Raw genomic sequence first — 15,268 nt, 5'->3', positions numbered from 1 at the left:
CCGCAGAGCGCGGTTAGCCCGCTAAAGTCGCCGTGTCGGGGTCAGTCGCCGCGGCGTACGGGGCCCAGGATCTGCTGCTCTTTCGCCGTGGTGACCAGGCGAAGAGGGCGCCAGAGGTTCCGGCCCAGAGCGACGACCTGGTCGTCCTTCAACGTCGTGAGCTGCTTCATCATCTGGGGCGGGAGCCGCCAGATCCGCGCGGCGAGTTCGGCCTGGCCCGGCGGGAGCCGCTGCATCAGCACGAGGTCGGCCGCGTTCGCGGTCGCCCCGGCCTGCGGGTGCAGGTACGGCAGCACGTAGACCGTCGTCTGCCACGGCGACCGCGGCGGGAACAGGTCCTGCGGGGTCGGCCCGCCGTCGGTCACGACCAGCAGCGGCGCGTCCTCGGACGGGCGCGGGAGGTCCACCGGCGACAGCCGCCGGATCTGCACCAGCGGCGAAGGCCTGCCGTTGGGCTGATTCCCCGCGGCCTGCGGGAGAACCTGCCACGCGGCCGGCCGCCCGGTCGCCACGACGACCCACGCCCCGACCGCCATCGCTCGCAGCGCGACCTGACGAGCCAGGTACAGGCCACCGACGAGCACGATCCGGGTCGGCGCCGAGCGCAGCGCGGAAATCGTCAGCGGTTCACCCTTGAGCCCGGAGCCGAGGACGATGCCGCCTCGGTCACCGGACGGGCTGATCGCGTCGAGCATCGCCGGGTCGACGGTGAATTCCGGGGCGACACCGGCGCTCTGGCCTGCGTCGCGCATGCGGGTGCTCATGCCGTGCCTCCGATCGGCAAAGTCGCGGAGAACCCGGAGATCTGCAGGCCGCGCAGCGGCGTCAACGTCACTCCCAGCCGGTCCGAGATGCCCTGCAGCCGCTGGTCGGCGGCGTCCAGTTCACGAGGGTTCCGCGCGCTCAGGCGAACGATTCCCCGCAGGCCGATCTTGCCTTCGTCCGCGGACGGCGAGATCGACATCGCCACCGTCGCCGACAACGCGCGGACACTGGTCAGCGCGTTCAGGCTGCCGCTGATCTTGCCCTTCGGCCAGCTGGTGATCGCGTAGCTCGCGTGCCCGATGCCCGCCGCGGTGACGCCGGTCCAGCGCTCCTGCAGACCGACCTTCCCCTGCGAGCCGGCGACCGCGGTCAGCTCCGCGGCCGAAATGCTGGACCGCAGCAGCTCGTCCGGATCGAGCGGCCGGGTCGGCACGCCTTGCGACTCCAAGGCGTTGCGCACCCGCGACAGCGCGCCGATCAGCGCGCGATGCGCACCGACGACGCCGCCGCCACGTTCGCGGATGGCGGCCGGGCACCGGCGCGGGTCGAGCCGGATGGCGACCCAGGTCGTCCGCCGCGCGGCAGCGGGCAGCGGGCCGAGCACCTCCATGTAGGAGCTGAGGGCAGGCGAGTCCGACGGAAGCGCGGCGCTGCCCGGGTAGCAGTGCCAGATCATCTGGATCGAGTCGAGGACCACACCGCGGTCTTCGAGGCACGGCGCGAGCGCGGACAGCGGCAGGCTCGGCGCGCCACCCGCCTGGGTGATCAGCGCGGGCGCGGGTTCGACGAGCAGGACGGCGGTCCACGTCCCGTCGTTCCACGCGAGGCCGACCTGCTGGCGTTCGTGGTCCACGCCGTGCGCGACGACGAGGTCGGGAACGGCGAGGCGAAGCAGGTTCACCCGGGCGTCGTCAGGGCCGGTGACGGCGTCCTCTTCGGCGGCGAGTGACTCGATGCTGCTCGGCGGAAGCGGATTCGCCACACGATCGTGTGAACGGAACATGTACCGCATGGTGAGGCCGGCCCATTGGGTGAACCAGCGGCCGCCCCAGCGCAGGAACGCGATGATGATCGCGACCCCGAGCACGCCGATCGCGACGTACTTGAGCTTCATGTTGATCGCGAGCAGGACGAGGCCGATCGCGAGCCCGAGTTCGAGCACGACCAGGTTCGCCACCGGCAGCGGGCCGAGGTTGATCCCGCCGGTCCGGCGCCGCGTGGGCGCGGCGATCCGCGCCGCCGGAGCGGGCGGAGGGCCGGACTGCGGGCCGGGGCCGCCGGACGGAGGACCGCCCGGGCCACCGGGCCCACCAGGACCTCCTGGGCCACCAGGTCCGCCGGGACCCTTGGGCCCTCCCGGACCACCGGGGCCGCCAGGACCCTGCGGTCCGCCAGGCCCCCCAGGGCCGCCTGGGCCACCGGGACCGCGAGGAACTCCGGGACCTCCCGGGCCTCCGACCGGGCCGCCCGGACCACCCGGTCTGCCGGGCCTTGGCGGCGGACCCGGCGGACGACCAGGAGGTTGCGGCCCCGGAGGGCCGGGCGGACGTGGAGGAGTGGTGACGGACATCCGCGCTTTCTCTTCCCCTCGTGCGTGCTGCGTACCCGGAAAGCCGGTCCCGAGGAACTTGACACTAGCTGGAGTTGGTAGAAACCCCACACCAGACGGTCCCCGTACGGCTATCCTGCGGAACCGTACCGCGACGGGGAGGACTGTAGGTCGAGAATGCCATCAACACCGACTACTAAGTCTCAAGTTCAGGCTTATCAGTTCGTTCTGCGACGGATGCAATCCGCGCTGGTCCGTCGCGACGCCGTCATGCTCCACGACCCGATGCGCACGCACACGCGGGCCACCATCGTGGGTATCGTGCTGGCCGCGCTGGGCGTCCTGGTCTTCGTCATCTGGGGCCTGCTGAGCCCGAAGCCGTCCGTGCCGGACGCGGGCAACATCGTCATCGGCGAGCAGTCCGGAACGGTGTACGTCGTGGCCGGGAACCCGAAGAAACTGATTCCGACCTTCAACCTCGCCTCCGCGCGGCTGCTGATCATCGCGCAGTCGAAACAAGGGGCGCAGCAGGCGGGGGCCAAGCCTTCCGGGCCGACGCAGGCCTCCGAAGTGAAGAACCCCACAGTCGTCTCGGACGAGCAGCTGAAGAACATTCCCCGCGGTCAGCTCATGGGCATTCCGAACGGCCCGCAGCTGATGCCGACGGAAAGCCAGCGGGTCTCCGCGGACTGGGGCGTGTGCGACGAGGTCATGTACGACCCGACGGTGCCCCAGCCGGATCTGTCGAAGACGGAGACGACCGTCTACGCGGGTGTGAAACAGCTCGGGAACCGCGAACTCGGCCAGAACGAGGCGTTGCTCGCCAAGGGCGCCAACGGCAGGGAGTACCTGATCTACCGGCAGAGGCCGGACCCCAACCTCCGGAACGCGAACGCGGTCAAGGCCGAGATCAAGCCGGACGCGAGCGCCGTCCGTTCCGCGCTGAAGCTGTCCGACCAGCCCCGCGGTATCTCCCAGGGGCTGCTCGACGCGATTCCCGAGGTGCCGGAGCTGAAGCTCCCGTCCGTCCCCGGCGACGGCGAGACCCCCAACTTCGAAATCGAAAGCATGAAGGTCGGCGACGTCTTCTCCACCGAGCAGGCCGAGGGGCGGAAGGACTTCTACCTCATCACGAAGGAAGGGATCCAGTCCATTTCCCCGGCCGTCGCGGACATCGTGCAGACCGGGAAGAACGACGGCAGCACTTCGGTGATGTCCGTGCCGCTGGGCAAGATCCGCAACCTCACGCGTGTCTCCCAGGTCGTCGAACTCGACGCCTACCCCCAGACGGTGCCGACGGTGCTCAACGCGACCCAGGGTTCCCGGGTCTCGTGCCTTGGCTGGTCCATCGCGGGCGACGGCGCCAACCGGGACGGGCACACGGCGGTGTTCGTCGACGACAAGCTGCCGAAGGGCAGGAACGCCGACGGATCCGCGCCCGGCGTCAAGATCGGTACCCCCGGCCCGGTGGGCGCGCCGATCAACAGCTTCTTCATGGAGCCTGGTTTCGCGGCCGTCGTCCAGTCGGCGACCGGCAAGGAGACCTTCGACAAGGGACCGATCCAGCTGATCTCCGATCGCGGCATCCGTTACGGCGTCCCCGACGCGGTGACGGCGGACTCGATCGGGCTCAACAAGCGGGTGCCCGCGCCGGAGTCCATCATCAGGATCCTGCCCAACGGCGCTTCGCTGAACACGCAGGACGTGCTCCGGACGTTCGACACCGTGCCGATCGACGATCGGGCCGGTTCGGTCGCCACGCAATCGCAGCAGGCTCCGGCGGGTAACTGATCGCGGGAACCCGCCGGACGGCGCGAGCGTCTCAACGCCCAAGCGGTATCGGGTGAGTGGAGGAGTGCAGTGGCCGGCCTGAAGATCGACGGCGTCGTCGTCGGTGACTATGCGAAGCGGGTGGACGCGGCCGCCGGAGAGCTCGAACTGGCGGCCGCGGAGGTGACCGGGGACGGTGTCACCGTCGAGTCGCACGGAACGCTGGGGGAGGAACTGGGCCTCGGCGCGTCCTACGGGCGCGCGGCGGAGGCCATCCGACGTCAGCTGGTGGAAGGTGCGGCCGCGCTGAGGTCGGCGTCCGAGGCCCTGCACACGGTGACCGCGCGGCATGCCGGGCACGACGACGAGGCCGCGCAGATGATCAAGCGCGCCGTGGAGCTCTGAACCGCATGATCGCCGAATCGGAGAACCCGACGGATTCCCTCCCGCACCCGATGGCGGCCGCCCGTTCGGCTGCCGCTCCCGTGGCGCCCCAGAGCGCGTTTAGCCCCCTAAACGCGACCGGCTCTGGTGGCGAGGAGCTGGTCGAGGCCGCGGCACCGCATCTCGCCTTCGTTTCGGAGCTGTCCGGCCATCTGGGGCTGATCGATCCGGTCGAGGCCTACCTGACCCCGCTGGCGGGGCGCTGGGAGGACTTGAAGGACGAGGCGGACCGGCTCCGGAAAGCGGCGAAGGCCGCAGGCACCGTTTCGAAAGAACTGGCCGAGGACCTCGGGCGCCTCGACGCCGGGTGGGCGGGCAAGGACGCTGACGCGTTCGTCACGTACATCGTGGACATCAACGCCGCGGGCTCCGACGTCGAAGACGCCCTCACGACCCTGGCGGGTTCGCTGGACGAGCTGGTGGTGTCGACCCGTCGCATCCTGACCGACCTCGTCGAGATCCTGGTCGACACGGCGGAGCTGACCTCCGAGACCGCGATGCTCCCGGTCGGTGGCGTCCGGCGCGCGCGAACTCAACTGGAGGAGGCGCAGGAGTCGGCCAAAGCCCTCTACGAAGCCGCGCGCGACGTCCTCGAGGGCTTCGTGCGGTTTTGCGACGGCGTCGACGATCCTGACGCCGGCTCGCGGAGCATCGAGATCGCCCACCGGTACCCGCAGGACGAGTTCAAACTCCACGACGATTCCGAAGCGCCGGGTGCGCCGGTGCCGGAGAAGGCCGCCGCTGAGGCAGATTCCGGCGCTGCGTCGGACGAACAGTCGACGTCGCCGTCCTCGACCGACGGCCGGAAGACCGGGTCGCAGGAGCCTCTGATCGAGCAAGGTCAGGCGCCGATCCCGGAGGTCGCGCCCGTTCAGACCGCTCCGGCCCATGGGCAGGGCGTCGCCGGGGCGGGATCGGCGATGATGCCGATGGGGATGGCGCCCATGATGGGCGGTATGGGCGGGGGAGGCCAGACGGCTCACCAGTCGAAGACGCGGCCCGCATCGAAACCGTCCGACGTGGTCGGCGAGCCCGGCCAGGTCGTCCCGCCCGTGATCGGCGAGGACGACGCCCCGGCGAAGCCCGCTCCGAAGCCCAAGCCCGCCAAGTAGGCGCCCCAGCGGCGGAGCGACTTTAGCGGGCTAACCGCGATCTGGGCGGCTCGGAGGCGAGTCCCGCTCGGATCACGTTTAGCCCGCTAAAGTCGACGCCTACGGGGTTTTGCGGGCCGGGGTGGCCGGCCGGTTGCGGCGGACCGAGTGGACCACGAACAGCGTGACGAGCAGCGCCACCAGGCCCCCGCCGGTTCCGGCGAGTGCGACGATCATCGGGGCGGGGTCACGGTCGTTCGCGGGCGGCAGATTCGCGGGCAGCGGGACCGGCTTGGCCTTGTCCGCCTCCGACGGCACGATCGCCGTCAGCGCCGCGATCGGGTCGACGACACCGAAGCCGACGAAGTTATCCCGTCCGCCCGGTGCGGCCGGATGCTGCGCCGTCGCCTTGATCCGGTTCATCACGTCACGAGCCGGCAGTGTCGGGAACTTCGCCCGCACGAGGGCGGCGAGTCCGGCGACGTACGGCGCGGCGAAGCTGGTGCCCTGGATGGCACCGGGCTTCCCGTTGCCCTCGATCGTCAGGTTGGCGAGGCTGCTCGACCCCTCGGCCGGGTCCAGCGAGATGATCTTGGTGCCCGGAGCGGCGACACTGACCCACGGCCCGTTGACGCTGAAATCCGCGACACCGCCGGTGTCGTCGATCGCCGCGACCGAGAGGACGTCGTCGGAGAACCAGGGCGGCGTGACGATCGTCTTGGGAGTCTTGGGGTCCGGCTGATCGTTCTGCGGGCATTTTTCGCTGACGTTGCCCGCCGCCGCGACCACGACCACGTCGTTCTGAACGGCGTAGTTCACCGCCGCCTGGAGTGGTAGCTCATTCGGGGTGATGTTCCCGGAGGACGGTCGACAGTTGTCGACCGACATGTTGATTACCTTGGCGCCCTTGTCGACAGCCCTGACCACGGCCTGCGCGAGCGTCTTGAGGTTCCCGGCCGTCTTGCCCTGTTCCTGTTGCCGTCCGCCCTTGTCCTGACCCGGCGCGGTGCCACCGACGGCACCGTTTCCCTGTGAGGACGGCGGAAGCTGCGATCCCGGGTTGTTCGACGAAGACGGCGGAGCGGCGCTGGACGCGGGCGGCTCGGGCTTCTTCTCCGCTTCCTCGTAGTTCTGGCTCGACTGACGGATCGACAGGATCGTGGCGTCTGGGGCGACTCCGCGGAATCCGATGCTCGCGTCGGGCGGATTCGCGGCGATGATCCCCGCGACCTCGGTGCCGTGGCCGTCGCAGTCCTCGAGCCCCGGTGCCTTGCCGCCACCGGGGGTCGCGACGTAGTCACCACCCGATTCGACGCGGCCCCCGAAGTACGGGTGCGCGGTGACGCCGGTGTCGATCACGGCGACCTTTACGCCCCCGCCGACCGACCGGGTGGCTCCGCGCATCAGCTGGTGCACCTTTTCGATCTGCAGGTACTCCTGGCCCCACGGACGGTTCTTGATGTCGACCTGGTCGCCGCCGAGCTTGCTGCGCTGTACGCACTCGGTCTTCTTCTCGTAGGTCTTGTCCGGCTTGCCCTCGTCCGCCGGCTTCTTGGACGTGTCCACCGGAGGCGGGGTCGCGTAGTAGCCGCCAGCGTCCGGCGCGACGCTGCTTTGCTGCGCCCAGGCGGGAAGTGCCACCGACGCCGGAGAGAGAACACCGATACCGGCCGCCAGCAGCACCGTTCCGGTACGCCCGGCGAGGCCGAGGTGGCGGACGCGCGTCCCCCTGGACTTCCGCGCTACGGCCATCAGAGCATCATCCGATCGGGTCGTCACTTGAAGTTGAGGTGGCGCAGCGTCGTGTAGAGATCCATGACGCCGAGCGCCAGCGGGAGCACCGTCGCGATGAAGACGGCCTCGAAGATCTCCACGGTCCGCCGCAGCGGCGGCGAGAAGCGCTTGTTCGGGAAGATCACGCCGACCACGAGCGCGCCGGCGCCGATCAGCAGCAGCGCGCCGAACACGAACAGGACGCGGTTCAGCGGGCTCGCCGACCACATCCAGCCGAGCAGGATGCCCGCGCCGGACACCATGCCGGTGGTCAGGAGGGCGATCGCCTGCGCGCCGTTCGCGTACGCCCGTGCCCGCAGGAGCAGGACCAGCGTGGCGATGACGCCGAGGATCGGGCCGAAGACCGACGTGGATGTCGAGGCGATGATGGCGAACAGCGCGGTGGCCGCGCCGCAGCCGGTCAGCAGACCGGTCATGTACTCGTGCGCGACGGCGGTGCGACGTTCGATGGCGCGATAGTCCGGGAAGCCCGAGTCTTCCTTGAGCTCTTCGGCGCTACCAGGAACGTGCGGCGTCGGGAGGGCCGCGAGCTTGATCGTCGCGCGCGGCAGCAGCGAGATGCACGCCAGCGAGAACGCGGTGGCGCCGGCCGCGATGCCGGCGATCGGAGTGTCGATGAGCGTCGCGGCCAGGAATGTCAGCGCCGAGATCGTGGCCGTCGTCGCCGCCGCGATGAACGTGGTGATGCCGTGCCCGATGACGAGGATGCAGACCGCCGCCACGATGATCACGAGAGCGCTCGCGAGCAGCAGGTTCGCCCACAGAGACAGCCCCGGCACGATGTAGAAGCCGCTGACGAAGGCCAGCGGAAGTCCGCCCGCCGCGGCGAGCCGCACGCCGGTCGCCTCGGCCTTGTAGGCCTTGGCCAGTGTCGCGCCGATCGCGACGCACGCGATCGCGCCGACACCGCCCGCGATCGCGGCGGCGAGTGCGTTGCCGCCGTAGAACGACCCGCTGGTGAAGAGCGCGAGGGCCGCGAAGAACAGCGCCAGCCCGCCCGCGATGTGCCCGAAGCGGCGCGCCGTCTCCTTGGTCCACGGACGGAAGCTGTCCGGGGACGACTCGGCGATCGCGTCGACGACGTCGTCGTACAGCGGAGGCGGAGGGTTCTCGTTGCGCTTGCGCAGCTGGAGGAGCTCGCCGTCGACGACACCGAGGGACGCGAGGGTCCGGCTCGGGTCGAGCGGCGCGTCGCCCAGCTTCGCCAGTGCCCAGCCGCCGTGGCGGGCGCCGCCGTCCGGCGTCGCCTCCTTCGCCATCTCCAACAGCATGGGCAGCAGGTCCGCCACCGCGACGTCAGCCGGCAAAGCCACGTCGATCCGGGTGCGTGGCGCGACCACCGTCACCCTGCTGAATACCGTCGTGCCCGTTGCCACTGCCGTCCCCCTGCCCTGAGAGTCTGCTCCCGGGGGAACCTATACCGAACCCGGGTGCCCACATCATCGACTGTCGGAAAAAGACCGGCAAAAGTAAGAGAGGCGACCTGCGAAGCCCCTCGGACCGGCTGCCGGCGCGTCGACTTTAGCGGGCTAATCGTGACGCGCCGGAGCCCTGGGCACCTGAGCGGGCCCCGGCCGCCAGATCGCGATTAGGGGGCTAAACGCACGTCGGGCGTCTGGGCCGCCGGATCGCACTTAGGCCGCTAAACGCACGTCGGCGGAGCCGGAGCCCTACACTCCCGACATGCGTACGGCCCCGGCCGGGGCCGTTCTCGGCGTTGTCCGGATTTCACCGGCCCACGTTCGATAGGTTGTCTCGCGCACCAGTACGCGCACCAACGGTGGCCGCCATCGTCGAGTTTGAAGAGGGGTCCTTCGATGAGCACGCTGCAGTTCAAGAAGTCACCGCGCCTGGCGGCGCCTCGGCCGCCGGGCGGCGAGGTGCATCTCGAACCGCCGCCTGAGGTGCCGCGCACCATCCCGGGCAACATCGTCATGAAGCTGCTTCCCGCGGTGATGATCGTCGCCTCCATCGGGATGATGGTCTTCATGTTCACCACGGGTGGACGCAATCCCATGATGATGATGATGGGCGGCATGATGGTGCTCAGCACCGTCGGCATGATGGCAGGCGGCGCGGGCAAGGGTGGCGGCGCCAAAAAGGCCGAGATGGACGAGGACCGCAAGGACTACCTGCGCTACCTCGGCCAGATGCGCGACAGGGCCCGCGAGGCCATGGTCGACCAGCGTGCCGCGCTCGAGTGGGTTCACCCCGACCCGCAGACGATGTGGTCGTTGGCCGCGAGCCGCCGCATGTGGGAGCGCCGCCAGAACGACCAGGACTTCCTCCACCTCCGTGTCGGCCGCAGCTCGCACCGGCTCGCGACGCGGCTGGTGCCGCCGCAGACCGGCCCGGTCGACGAGCTGGAGCCGATCGCCACGCTCGCGCTGCGCCGGTTCGTCCGCGCGCATTCGATCGTCCCGGACCTGCCGACCCAGATCACCCTCCGCGGGTTCGCCGCGGTCAGCATGCAGGGCGATCGCGGCCTCACCCGCGGTCTCACCCGGGCGATGCTGGCGCAGCTGGTCACCTTCCACAGCCCCGACGACGTCCTCATCGCGGTCGCGACGGCGGGCCGCGCCAAGGAGGAGTGGGAGTGGGCGAAGTGGCTGCCGCACGCCCAGCACCCGGCGCTCGCCGACGGTATCGGCCAGCTGCGGATGATGGCGGGTTCCCTCGCGCAGATCGAGCAGTGGCTCGACGAGGAACTCCGTGACCGTCAGCGGTTCTCCCGCAACGCGACGCCCGCCCCGGACCAGCCGCACGTCGTCATCATCGTCGACGACGCCGAGGTCACCCGCGAGGAACAGATCATCCTCGAAGAGGGTCTGGTCGGCGTCACCCTGATCGATCTTTCCGACTCCATCGGCAACCTCGCGGCCCGCCGCGGTCTGCGGCTGGTCGTCGAAGAAGACCGCCTCGGCGCCCGCAGCGCCGGCGGCGTCGAATGGTTCGGCCGCCCGGACACGCTCAGCGTGGTCGAGGCCGAAGCCCTCGCGAGGCTCCTCGCCCCGTACCGGGTCGGCACCGCCGCGCAGGACGCCGCCGAGGAAGAGCCGCTGCTGTCCAACCCCGGTCTGCTCGAACTGCTGGGCATCCCCGGCGACCCGATGACCTTCGACGTCCAGCAGTCCTGGCGGCCGCGCCCGGTGCGAGACCGCTACCGCGTCCCCTTCGGTGTCGGCGAGTACGGCCAGCCGGTCGAGCTGGACATCAAGGAAGCCGCGATGGAGGGCATGGGCCCGCACGGCCTGTGCATCGGGGCGACCGGTTCCGGTAAGTCGGAGTTCCTCCGCACCCTGGTGCTGGGCATGCTCGCCACGCACTCGTCGAGCACGCTCAACTTCGTCCTCGTGGACTTCAAGGGTGGTGCGACGTTCATGGGGTTGGACGCCGCACCGCACGTCTCCGCGGTCATCACCAACCTCGCGGACGAGGTCACGCTGGTCGACCGGATGAAGGACGCCCTCGCCGGCGAGATGAACAGGCGCCAGGAAGCGCTGAAGAACGGCGGTAACTTCAAGAACGTCTGGGAGTACGAGAAGGCCCGCGAGAACGGCGCCGACCTCGACCCGCTGCCCGCGCTCTTCATCGTCTGTGACGAGTTCTCCGAGCTGCTGGCCGCGAAGCCGGACTTCATCGACCTGTTCGTCGCCATCGGCCGTCTGGGCCGGTCGCTGCAGATGCACATGCTCCTCGCGTCGCAGCGGCTGGAAGAGGGCAAGCTGCGCGGTCTCGACTCGCACCTTTCCTACCGCATCGGTCTGAAGACCTTCTCCGCCGCGGAATCCCGTGCCGCGATCGGCGTGCCCGACGCGTTCGAGCTGCCGTCCGTGCCCGGTGGCGGTTACCTCAAGTACGACACCTCGACGCTGGTGCGCTTCAAGGCCTCGTACGTCTCGGGCCCGTACCGGCCCGCGGGGATCAAGGCGGCGGGCCCGGTCGCGACGGTGGTTCGCGCCGACAAGCGCCCGCAGCTGTTCGTCCCGGACTTCGTCGAACTGCCGAAGGAGCCGGAGCCGCAGCAGATCGAAGCCGCGCCGGTGGAAGAGGCCAAGCAGGAGGAGGCCGTCGAGCCGAGTGAGCTCGACGTGATCGTGTCCCGGCTGATCGGCCAGGGCCCGCCCGCGCACGAGGTCTGGCTGCCGCCGCTCAAGGAGCCGAACTCGCTCGACACCCTGCTGCCGAACCTGAACCCCACCGACGACCGCGGTCTTTCCCCGGTCGGGTTCTTCGGCAACGGACGGCTGCAGGTGCCGATGGGCATCGTCGACCGCCCGTACGAGCAGCGCCGTGACCTGCTGTGGGCCGACTTCTCCGGTGGCGCCGGGCACGGTGTGATCGTCGGCGGCCCGCAGTCGGGCAAGTCGACCATGCTCCGGACGCTGATCATGTCGATGGCGCTGACCCACACCCCCGAGGAAGCGCAGTTCTACGCGCTCGACCTCGGTGGCGGTACGTTGGCCGGTCTCCAGGGCCTGCCGCACGTCGGTGGCGTCGCCGTCGCCCGCCGCGAGCCGGACAAGGCCCGCCGGATCGTGGCCGAGCTGACCACCCTGCTCACCGAGCGGGAAGGCCGGTTCGGTGCCATGGGCATCGACTCGATGAACGAGTTCCGCAACCGCAAGCGGCGCGGCGAGATCAAGCCAGAGGAAGACGCCTTCGGTGACGCCTTCCTGATCGTCGACAACTGGAAGGCGCTGCGGGACGACTTCGACGAGCTGGAGACCTCGATCACCAAGCTCGCCACCCAGGGTCTTTCCTACGGTGTGCACGTCATCATCGCGGCGAACCGGTGGGCGGACATCCGCCCGGCGATCAAGGACATGATCGGCACCCGGTTCGAGCTGCGCCTCGGTGACCCGAGCGAGTCGGACATCGACCGCCGGGTCGCGGTGAACGTCCCGGCAGGCCGTCCCGGCCGCGGTCTCACCAGGGACAAGCTGCACCTGCTGACCGGTCTTCCGCGCATCGACGGTTCGAGCAACGCGGACGACGTCGCCGCCGGTGTCGCCGACGCGGTGGCGAAGATCAAGGCGGCGTGGAAGGGCCGTCCGGCGCCGCAGGTCCGCCTGCTGCCGGAGATGGTCACCTACGACGAGGTCCTCAGCATCGACACCAAGCGCAACACGAAGCTGGTGCCGATCGGCGTCAACGAGGAAGACCTCCAGCCGATCTACCTCGACTTCGCCTCCGATTCGCACTTCTACGCGTTCGCGGACGGCGAGTCGGGCAAGACGAACCTGCTGCGCCAGATCACCCGGGGCATCACCGAGCGGTACACGACGCAGGAAGCGGTCATCATCCTCGTCGACTACCGGCGCACGATGCTCGGTTTCGTCGGCGGGGACCAGCTGCTCGGCTACGCGGTGTCCGCCGCGCAGCTCGACAGCATGGTCAAGGACGTCCACGGGTCGATGACCCGGCGGCTCCCCGGTCCGGACGTCACGCAGGAGCAGCTCAAGACCCGGTCCTGGTGGACCGGTCCGGAGCTGTTCATCATCGTCGACGACTACGACCTGGTCGCCACGCAGACGAGCAACCCGCTGAAGCCGCTCGCCGAGTTCCTCGCGCAGGCGAAGGACGTCGGTCTGCACGTCATCGTCGTGCGCCGCAGTGGTGGCGCGAGCCGGGCGATGTTCGACCCGATCCTCGGCAAGCTCAGGGAGATCGCGGCGCCCGGTATGGTCATGAACGGCTCGCGTGACGAAGGCAACCTCGTCGCGAACGTGAAGCCGAGCCAGATGCCGCCGGGCCGAGGCAACCTCGTGACCCGGAAGCACGGCAAGCAGCTCATGCAGGTCTCGTGGATCCAGCCGGACTGACCTCCCGCGGAACCAGGTGAGGTCCCGGCTGGGCGAGGGGTGACGACGACGATCTGCGGGAGTGGCTAGTGACTGTGCGGGTAGCGGTGGACTTCGGGACATCGAGCACCTGCGTAGTCGCCTCGATCAACGGCCGCGAGCCGCAGGTCGTCGTGGTGGACGGGCAGCCCTTGATGTCGTCGGCGGTCTACGCCGCGCCGGACGGGACGCTGTTCGTCGGCCAGGAGGCGGAACGGCAGGCGGCGGTGGATCCGTCGCGCTACGAGCCGAATCCGAAGCGCCGGATCGACGAAGGCGACCTGCTGCTGGGCGACAACGTCCTCCGCGTGACCGACGTCGTCCACGCCGTGCTGAAACGCGCGGTGACCGAGGCGCGCCGGCTCGCCGGTGACGCCGAGGTCGAGCTGCTCGTCCTGACCCACCCCGCCGATTGGGGCGCGACCCGGACCCGTCTGCTCCGGCAGGCGGCCGGCGGGCTCGCCCGTCAGGTCGCGCTCGTGCCGGAGCCGGTCGCCGCGGCGGTCTATCACGCGGCGACGTTCGCTCCGGCCGACCTCAACTCCGAGCGCACCGTCGAGTTCAGCGGCCGCCCCGGCGACGCACTGGCGGTGCTCGACCTCGGCGGTGGCACCGTCGACGTCTCCGTGGTCCAGCGCATGCCCGGCAGCCCGGCGGATCGCAGTTCGCCCGCTAAACGCGCCGGGTTCCAGGTGCTGGCCACCCGGGGGGATCCGAGCTTCGGGGGAGCGGACGTCGATCAGGCGCTCCTGGAGCACGTGGGCTCGCTGGTGTCGTCCGTCGATCCGCCGGAATGGCGGAAGCTCGTCGAAGGCCGCGAGCTCACGGATCGGCGGCGCCGCCGTGTGCTGCGGCAGGACGTGCGCGGCGCGAAGGAGACGCTGTCCCGGCACGCGTACACCGACGTTCCGATGCCGCCGCCGTTCGCCGACGCCCACGTGACCCGGGAGGACCTCGAACGGATCATCGCGGGCCCGCTCGGGCGCGCGGTCGAGCTGACCGTGGCCGCGATCGGCGATTCCGGGCTGCGGCCGAAGCAGCTGACTGCGATCTTCCTCGTGGGCGGGTCGAGCCGGATCCCGATGGTGTCCCGGCTGGTGCACGAGCGGACCGGTGTCGTACCCACCACGCTGGACCAGCCGGAGACCGTGGTCGCCCGCGGTGCCCTGCGCGCGGTGCTGATCGACCCGGACCGGACGGGGTCGCTCGCTGGTTCCGCGGTCTCGCGCGTCGGCGGTGCCCCCGCGCCCGCCCCCGCCGACCGGCGCCCCGAAACCCCGCGCCCCCAGTTCCCGCCCGGCCCCCACCAGCCCGCCCCGCCTCCGCAGAGCGCGTTTAGCCCGCTAAACGCGACGCGGCAGCAGGGGCCGCCATCGCCTCCGATGGGACAGCAGGGGATAGCGGCCCCGCCGCCGTGGCGGCCGGGTGAGCCCTCCCGCGAGACCAAACCCGCCGAGCGCGGCGGGAAGGGCAAGAAGGCGCCCTGGATCATCGCCGCGGCCGGGGTCACCGTCGCGGCGGTCGTAGGTGGCGTCCTCTTCGCCGTCAACAGCGGGGAGGCCGAGCCGGAAGGCCGGACGCTCGCCCAGTACGACTATCGCTTCATCGCGCCGATGGACTGGACGCAAACCGACGACCGCGTCGCCAACCGTCAGGTGGTGATCCACCCGAGCGACTCCCTCACCGGCGACGACCTGGTGGTCGCCCAGGAGTACGTGATGGCCTACGACGCGACGGCCGACAGACAGAAACTCGTCGACGAACTCAGTGCCGGGGCACGGGAGAAACCGCATAAGTACAGTGGCTTCAACGGTTCCGCGAACTACGCCGGCCGGACCGTCGTCTACTACCGCGAAACCAAGCCGAGCGCGCGTGTCGACTGGTACGTCGTCGCGCAGGGAAAGACCCGCGTCCACATCGGTTGCCAATACGGCACCGGCTCACCGCTCGAACAACGCGTGAGCGCGGCCTGCGAGCAGGTCGTCAAAACGATGGTGGTCGTCAACTGAAGG

General features: G+C 70.0%; 9 protein-coding genes. 5 read left to right on the top strand and 4 right to left on the bottom strand.

The features are described from left to right. Positions 1–41: 41 nt before the first annotated feature. Positions 42–764: a hypothetical protein gene (locus DMH03_RS00370; protein ID WP_125788830.1), complete on the bottom strand. Its 723-nt coding sequence runs from the start codon at positions 762–764 to the stop codon at positions 42–44. Next, a complete protein-coding gene (gene eccE, locus DMH03_RS00365) occupies positions 761–1,942 on the bottom strand; it encodes a type VII secretion protein EccE (protein WP_199748618.1) in 1,182 nt (393 codons plus the stop codon). The genes DMH03_RS00370 and eccE overlap by 4 nt, the downstream gene beginning before the upstream one ends. 549 nt (positions 1,943–2,491) lie before the next feature. Between eccE and eccB the strand changes: the two genes are divergently transcribed. The 3 genes from eccB (at position 2,492) to DMH03_RS00345 (ending at position 5,640) form a co-directional block, all read left to right on the top strand. Next, a complete protein-coding gene (gene eccB / locus DMH03_RS00355) occupies positions 2,492–4,105 on the top strand; it encodes a type VII secretion protein EccB (RefSeq protein ID WP_125790066.1) in 1,614 nt (537 codons plus the stop codon). A gap of 69 nt (positions 4,106–4,174) precedes the next feature. Further along, positions 4,175–4,489, top strand: a complete 315-nt coding sequence (locus DMH03_RS00350; protein ID WP_125790065.1) for a hypothetical protein — start codon at positions 4,175–4,177, stop codon at positions 4,487–4,489. A 5-nt stretch (positions 4,490–4,494) separates the two neighbouring features. Continuing rightward, positions 4,495–5,640: a WXG100 family type VII secretion target gene (locus tag DMH03_RS00345; RefSeq protein WP_125790064.1), complete on the top strand. Its 1,146-nt coding sequence runs from the start codon at positions 4,495–4,497 to the stop codon at positions 5,638–5,640. A gap of 99 nt (positions 5,641–5,739) precedes the next feature. Here DMH03_RS00345 and mycP read toward each other — a convergent pair whose 3' ends face one another. After that, positions 5,740–7,371 carry a type VII secretion-associated serine protease mycosin gene (gene mycP, locus DMH03_RS00340; RefSeq protein ID WP_125790063.1) on the bottom strand — a complete coding sequence of 544 codons (1,632 nt, stop codon included), beginning with the start codon at positions 7,369–7,371 and terminating at the stop codon, positions 5,740–5,742. Positions 7,372–7,394: 23 nt separating this feature from the next. Next, the gene (gene eccD, locus DMH03_RS00335) at positions 7,395–8,759 is read right to left on the bottom strand and encodes a type VII secretion integral membrane protein EccD (RefSeq protein WP_125791465.1); all 1,365 of its coding nucleotides are present in this window, start codon (positions 8,757–8,759) and stop codon (positions 7,395–7,397) included. 471 nt (positions 8,760–9,230) lie between these two features. On the opposite strand from eccD, the gene eccCa reads away from it, so the two are divergent. After that, positions 9,231–13,238 carry a type VII secretion protein EccCa gene (eccCa, locus tag DMH03_RS00330; RefSeq protein ID WP_125790062.1) on the top strand — a complete coding sequence of 1,336 codons (4,008 nt, stop codon included), beginning with the start codon at positions 9,231–9,233 and terminating at the stop codon, positions 13,236–13,238. Positions 13,239–13,306: 68 nt separating this feature from the next. Continuing rightward, entirely contained in the window at positions 13,307–15,265 is a 1,959-nt protein-coding gene (locus DMH03_RS00325) for a type VII secretion-associated protein (RefSeq protein WP_125790061.1), read from the top strand. Positions 15,266–15,268: the final 3 nt, after the last annotated feature.

This window comes from Amycolatopsis sp. WAC 01376, assembly GCF_003947415.1.
Taxonomy (GTDB): domain Bacteria; phylum Actinomycetota; class Actinomycetes; order Mycobacteriales; family Pseudonocardiaceae; genus Amycolatopsis.
The sequence above is the reverse complement of the archived record's forward strand: the minus strand, read 5'-3'. Positions and strand labels throughout refer to the sequence as shown.

Bases quoted from the DNA above. Each gene is read 5' to 3' on its own strand.
- DMH03_RS00370 (WP_125788830.1), bottom strand. From the start codon at position 764: ATGAGCACCCGCATGCGCGACGCAGGCCAGAGCGCCGGTGTCGCCCCG.
- eccB (WP_125790066.1), top strand. From the start codon at position 2,492: ATGCCATCAACACCGACTACTAAGTCTCAAGTTCAGGCTTATCAGTTC.
- DMH03_RS00345 (WP_125790064.1), top strand. From the start codon at position 4,495: ATGATCGCCGAATCGGAGAACCCGACGGATTCCCTCCCGCACCCGATG.
- mycP (WP_125790063.1), bottom strand. From the start codon at position 7,371: ATGGCCGTAGCGCGGAAGTCCAGGGGGACGCGCGTCCGCCACCTCGGC.
- eccCa (WP_125790062.1), top strand. From the start codon at position 9,231: ATGAGCACGCTGCAGTTCAAGAAGTCACCGCGCCTGGCGGCGCCTCGG.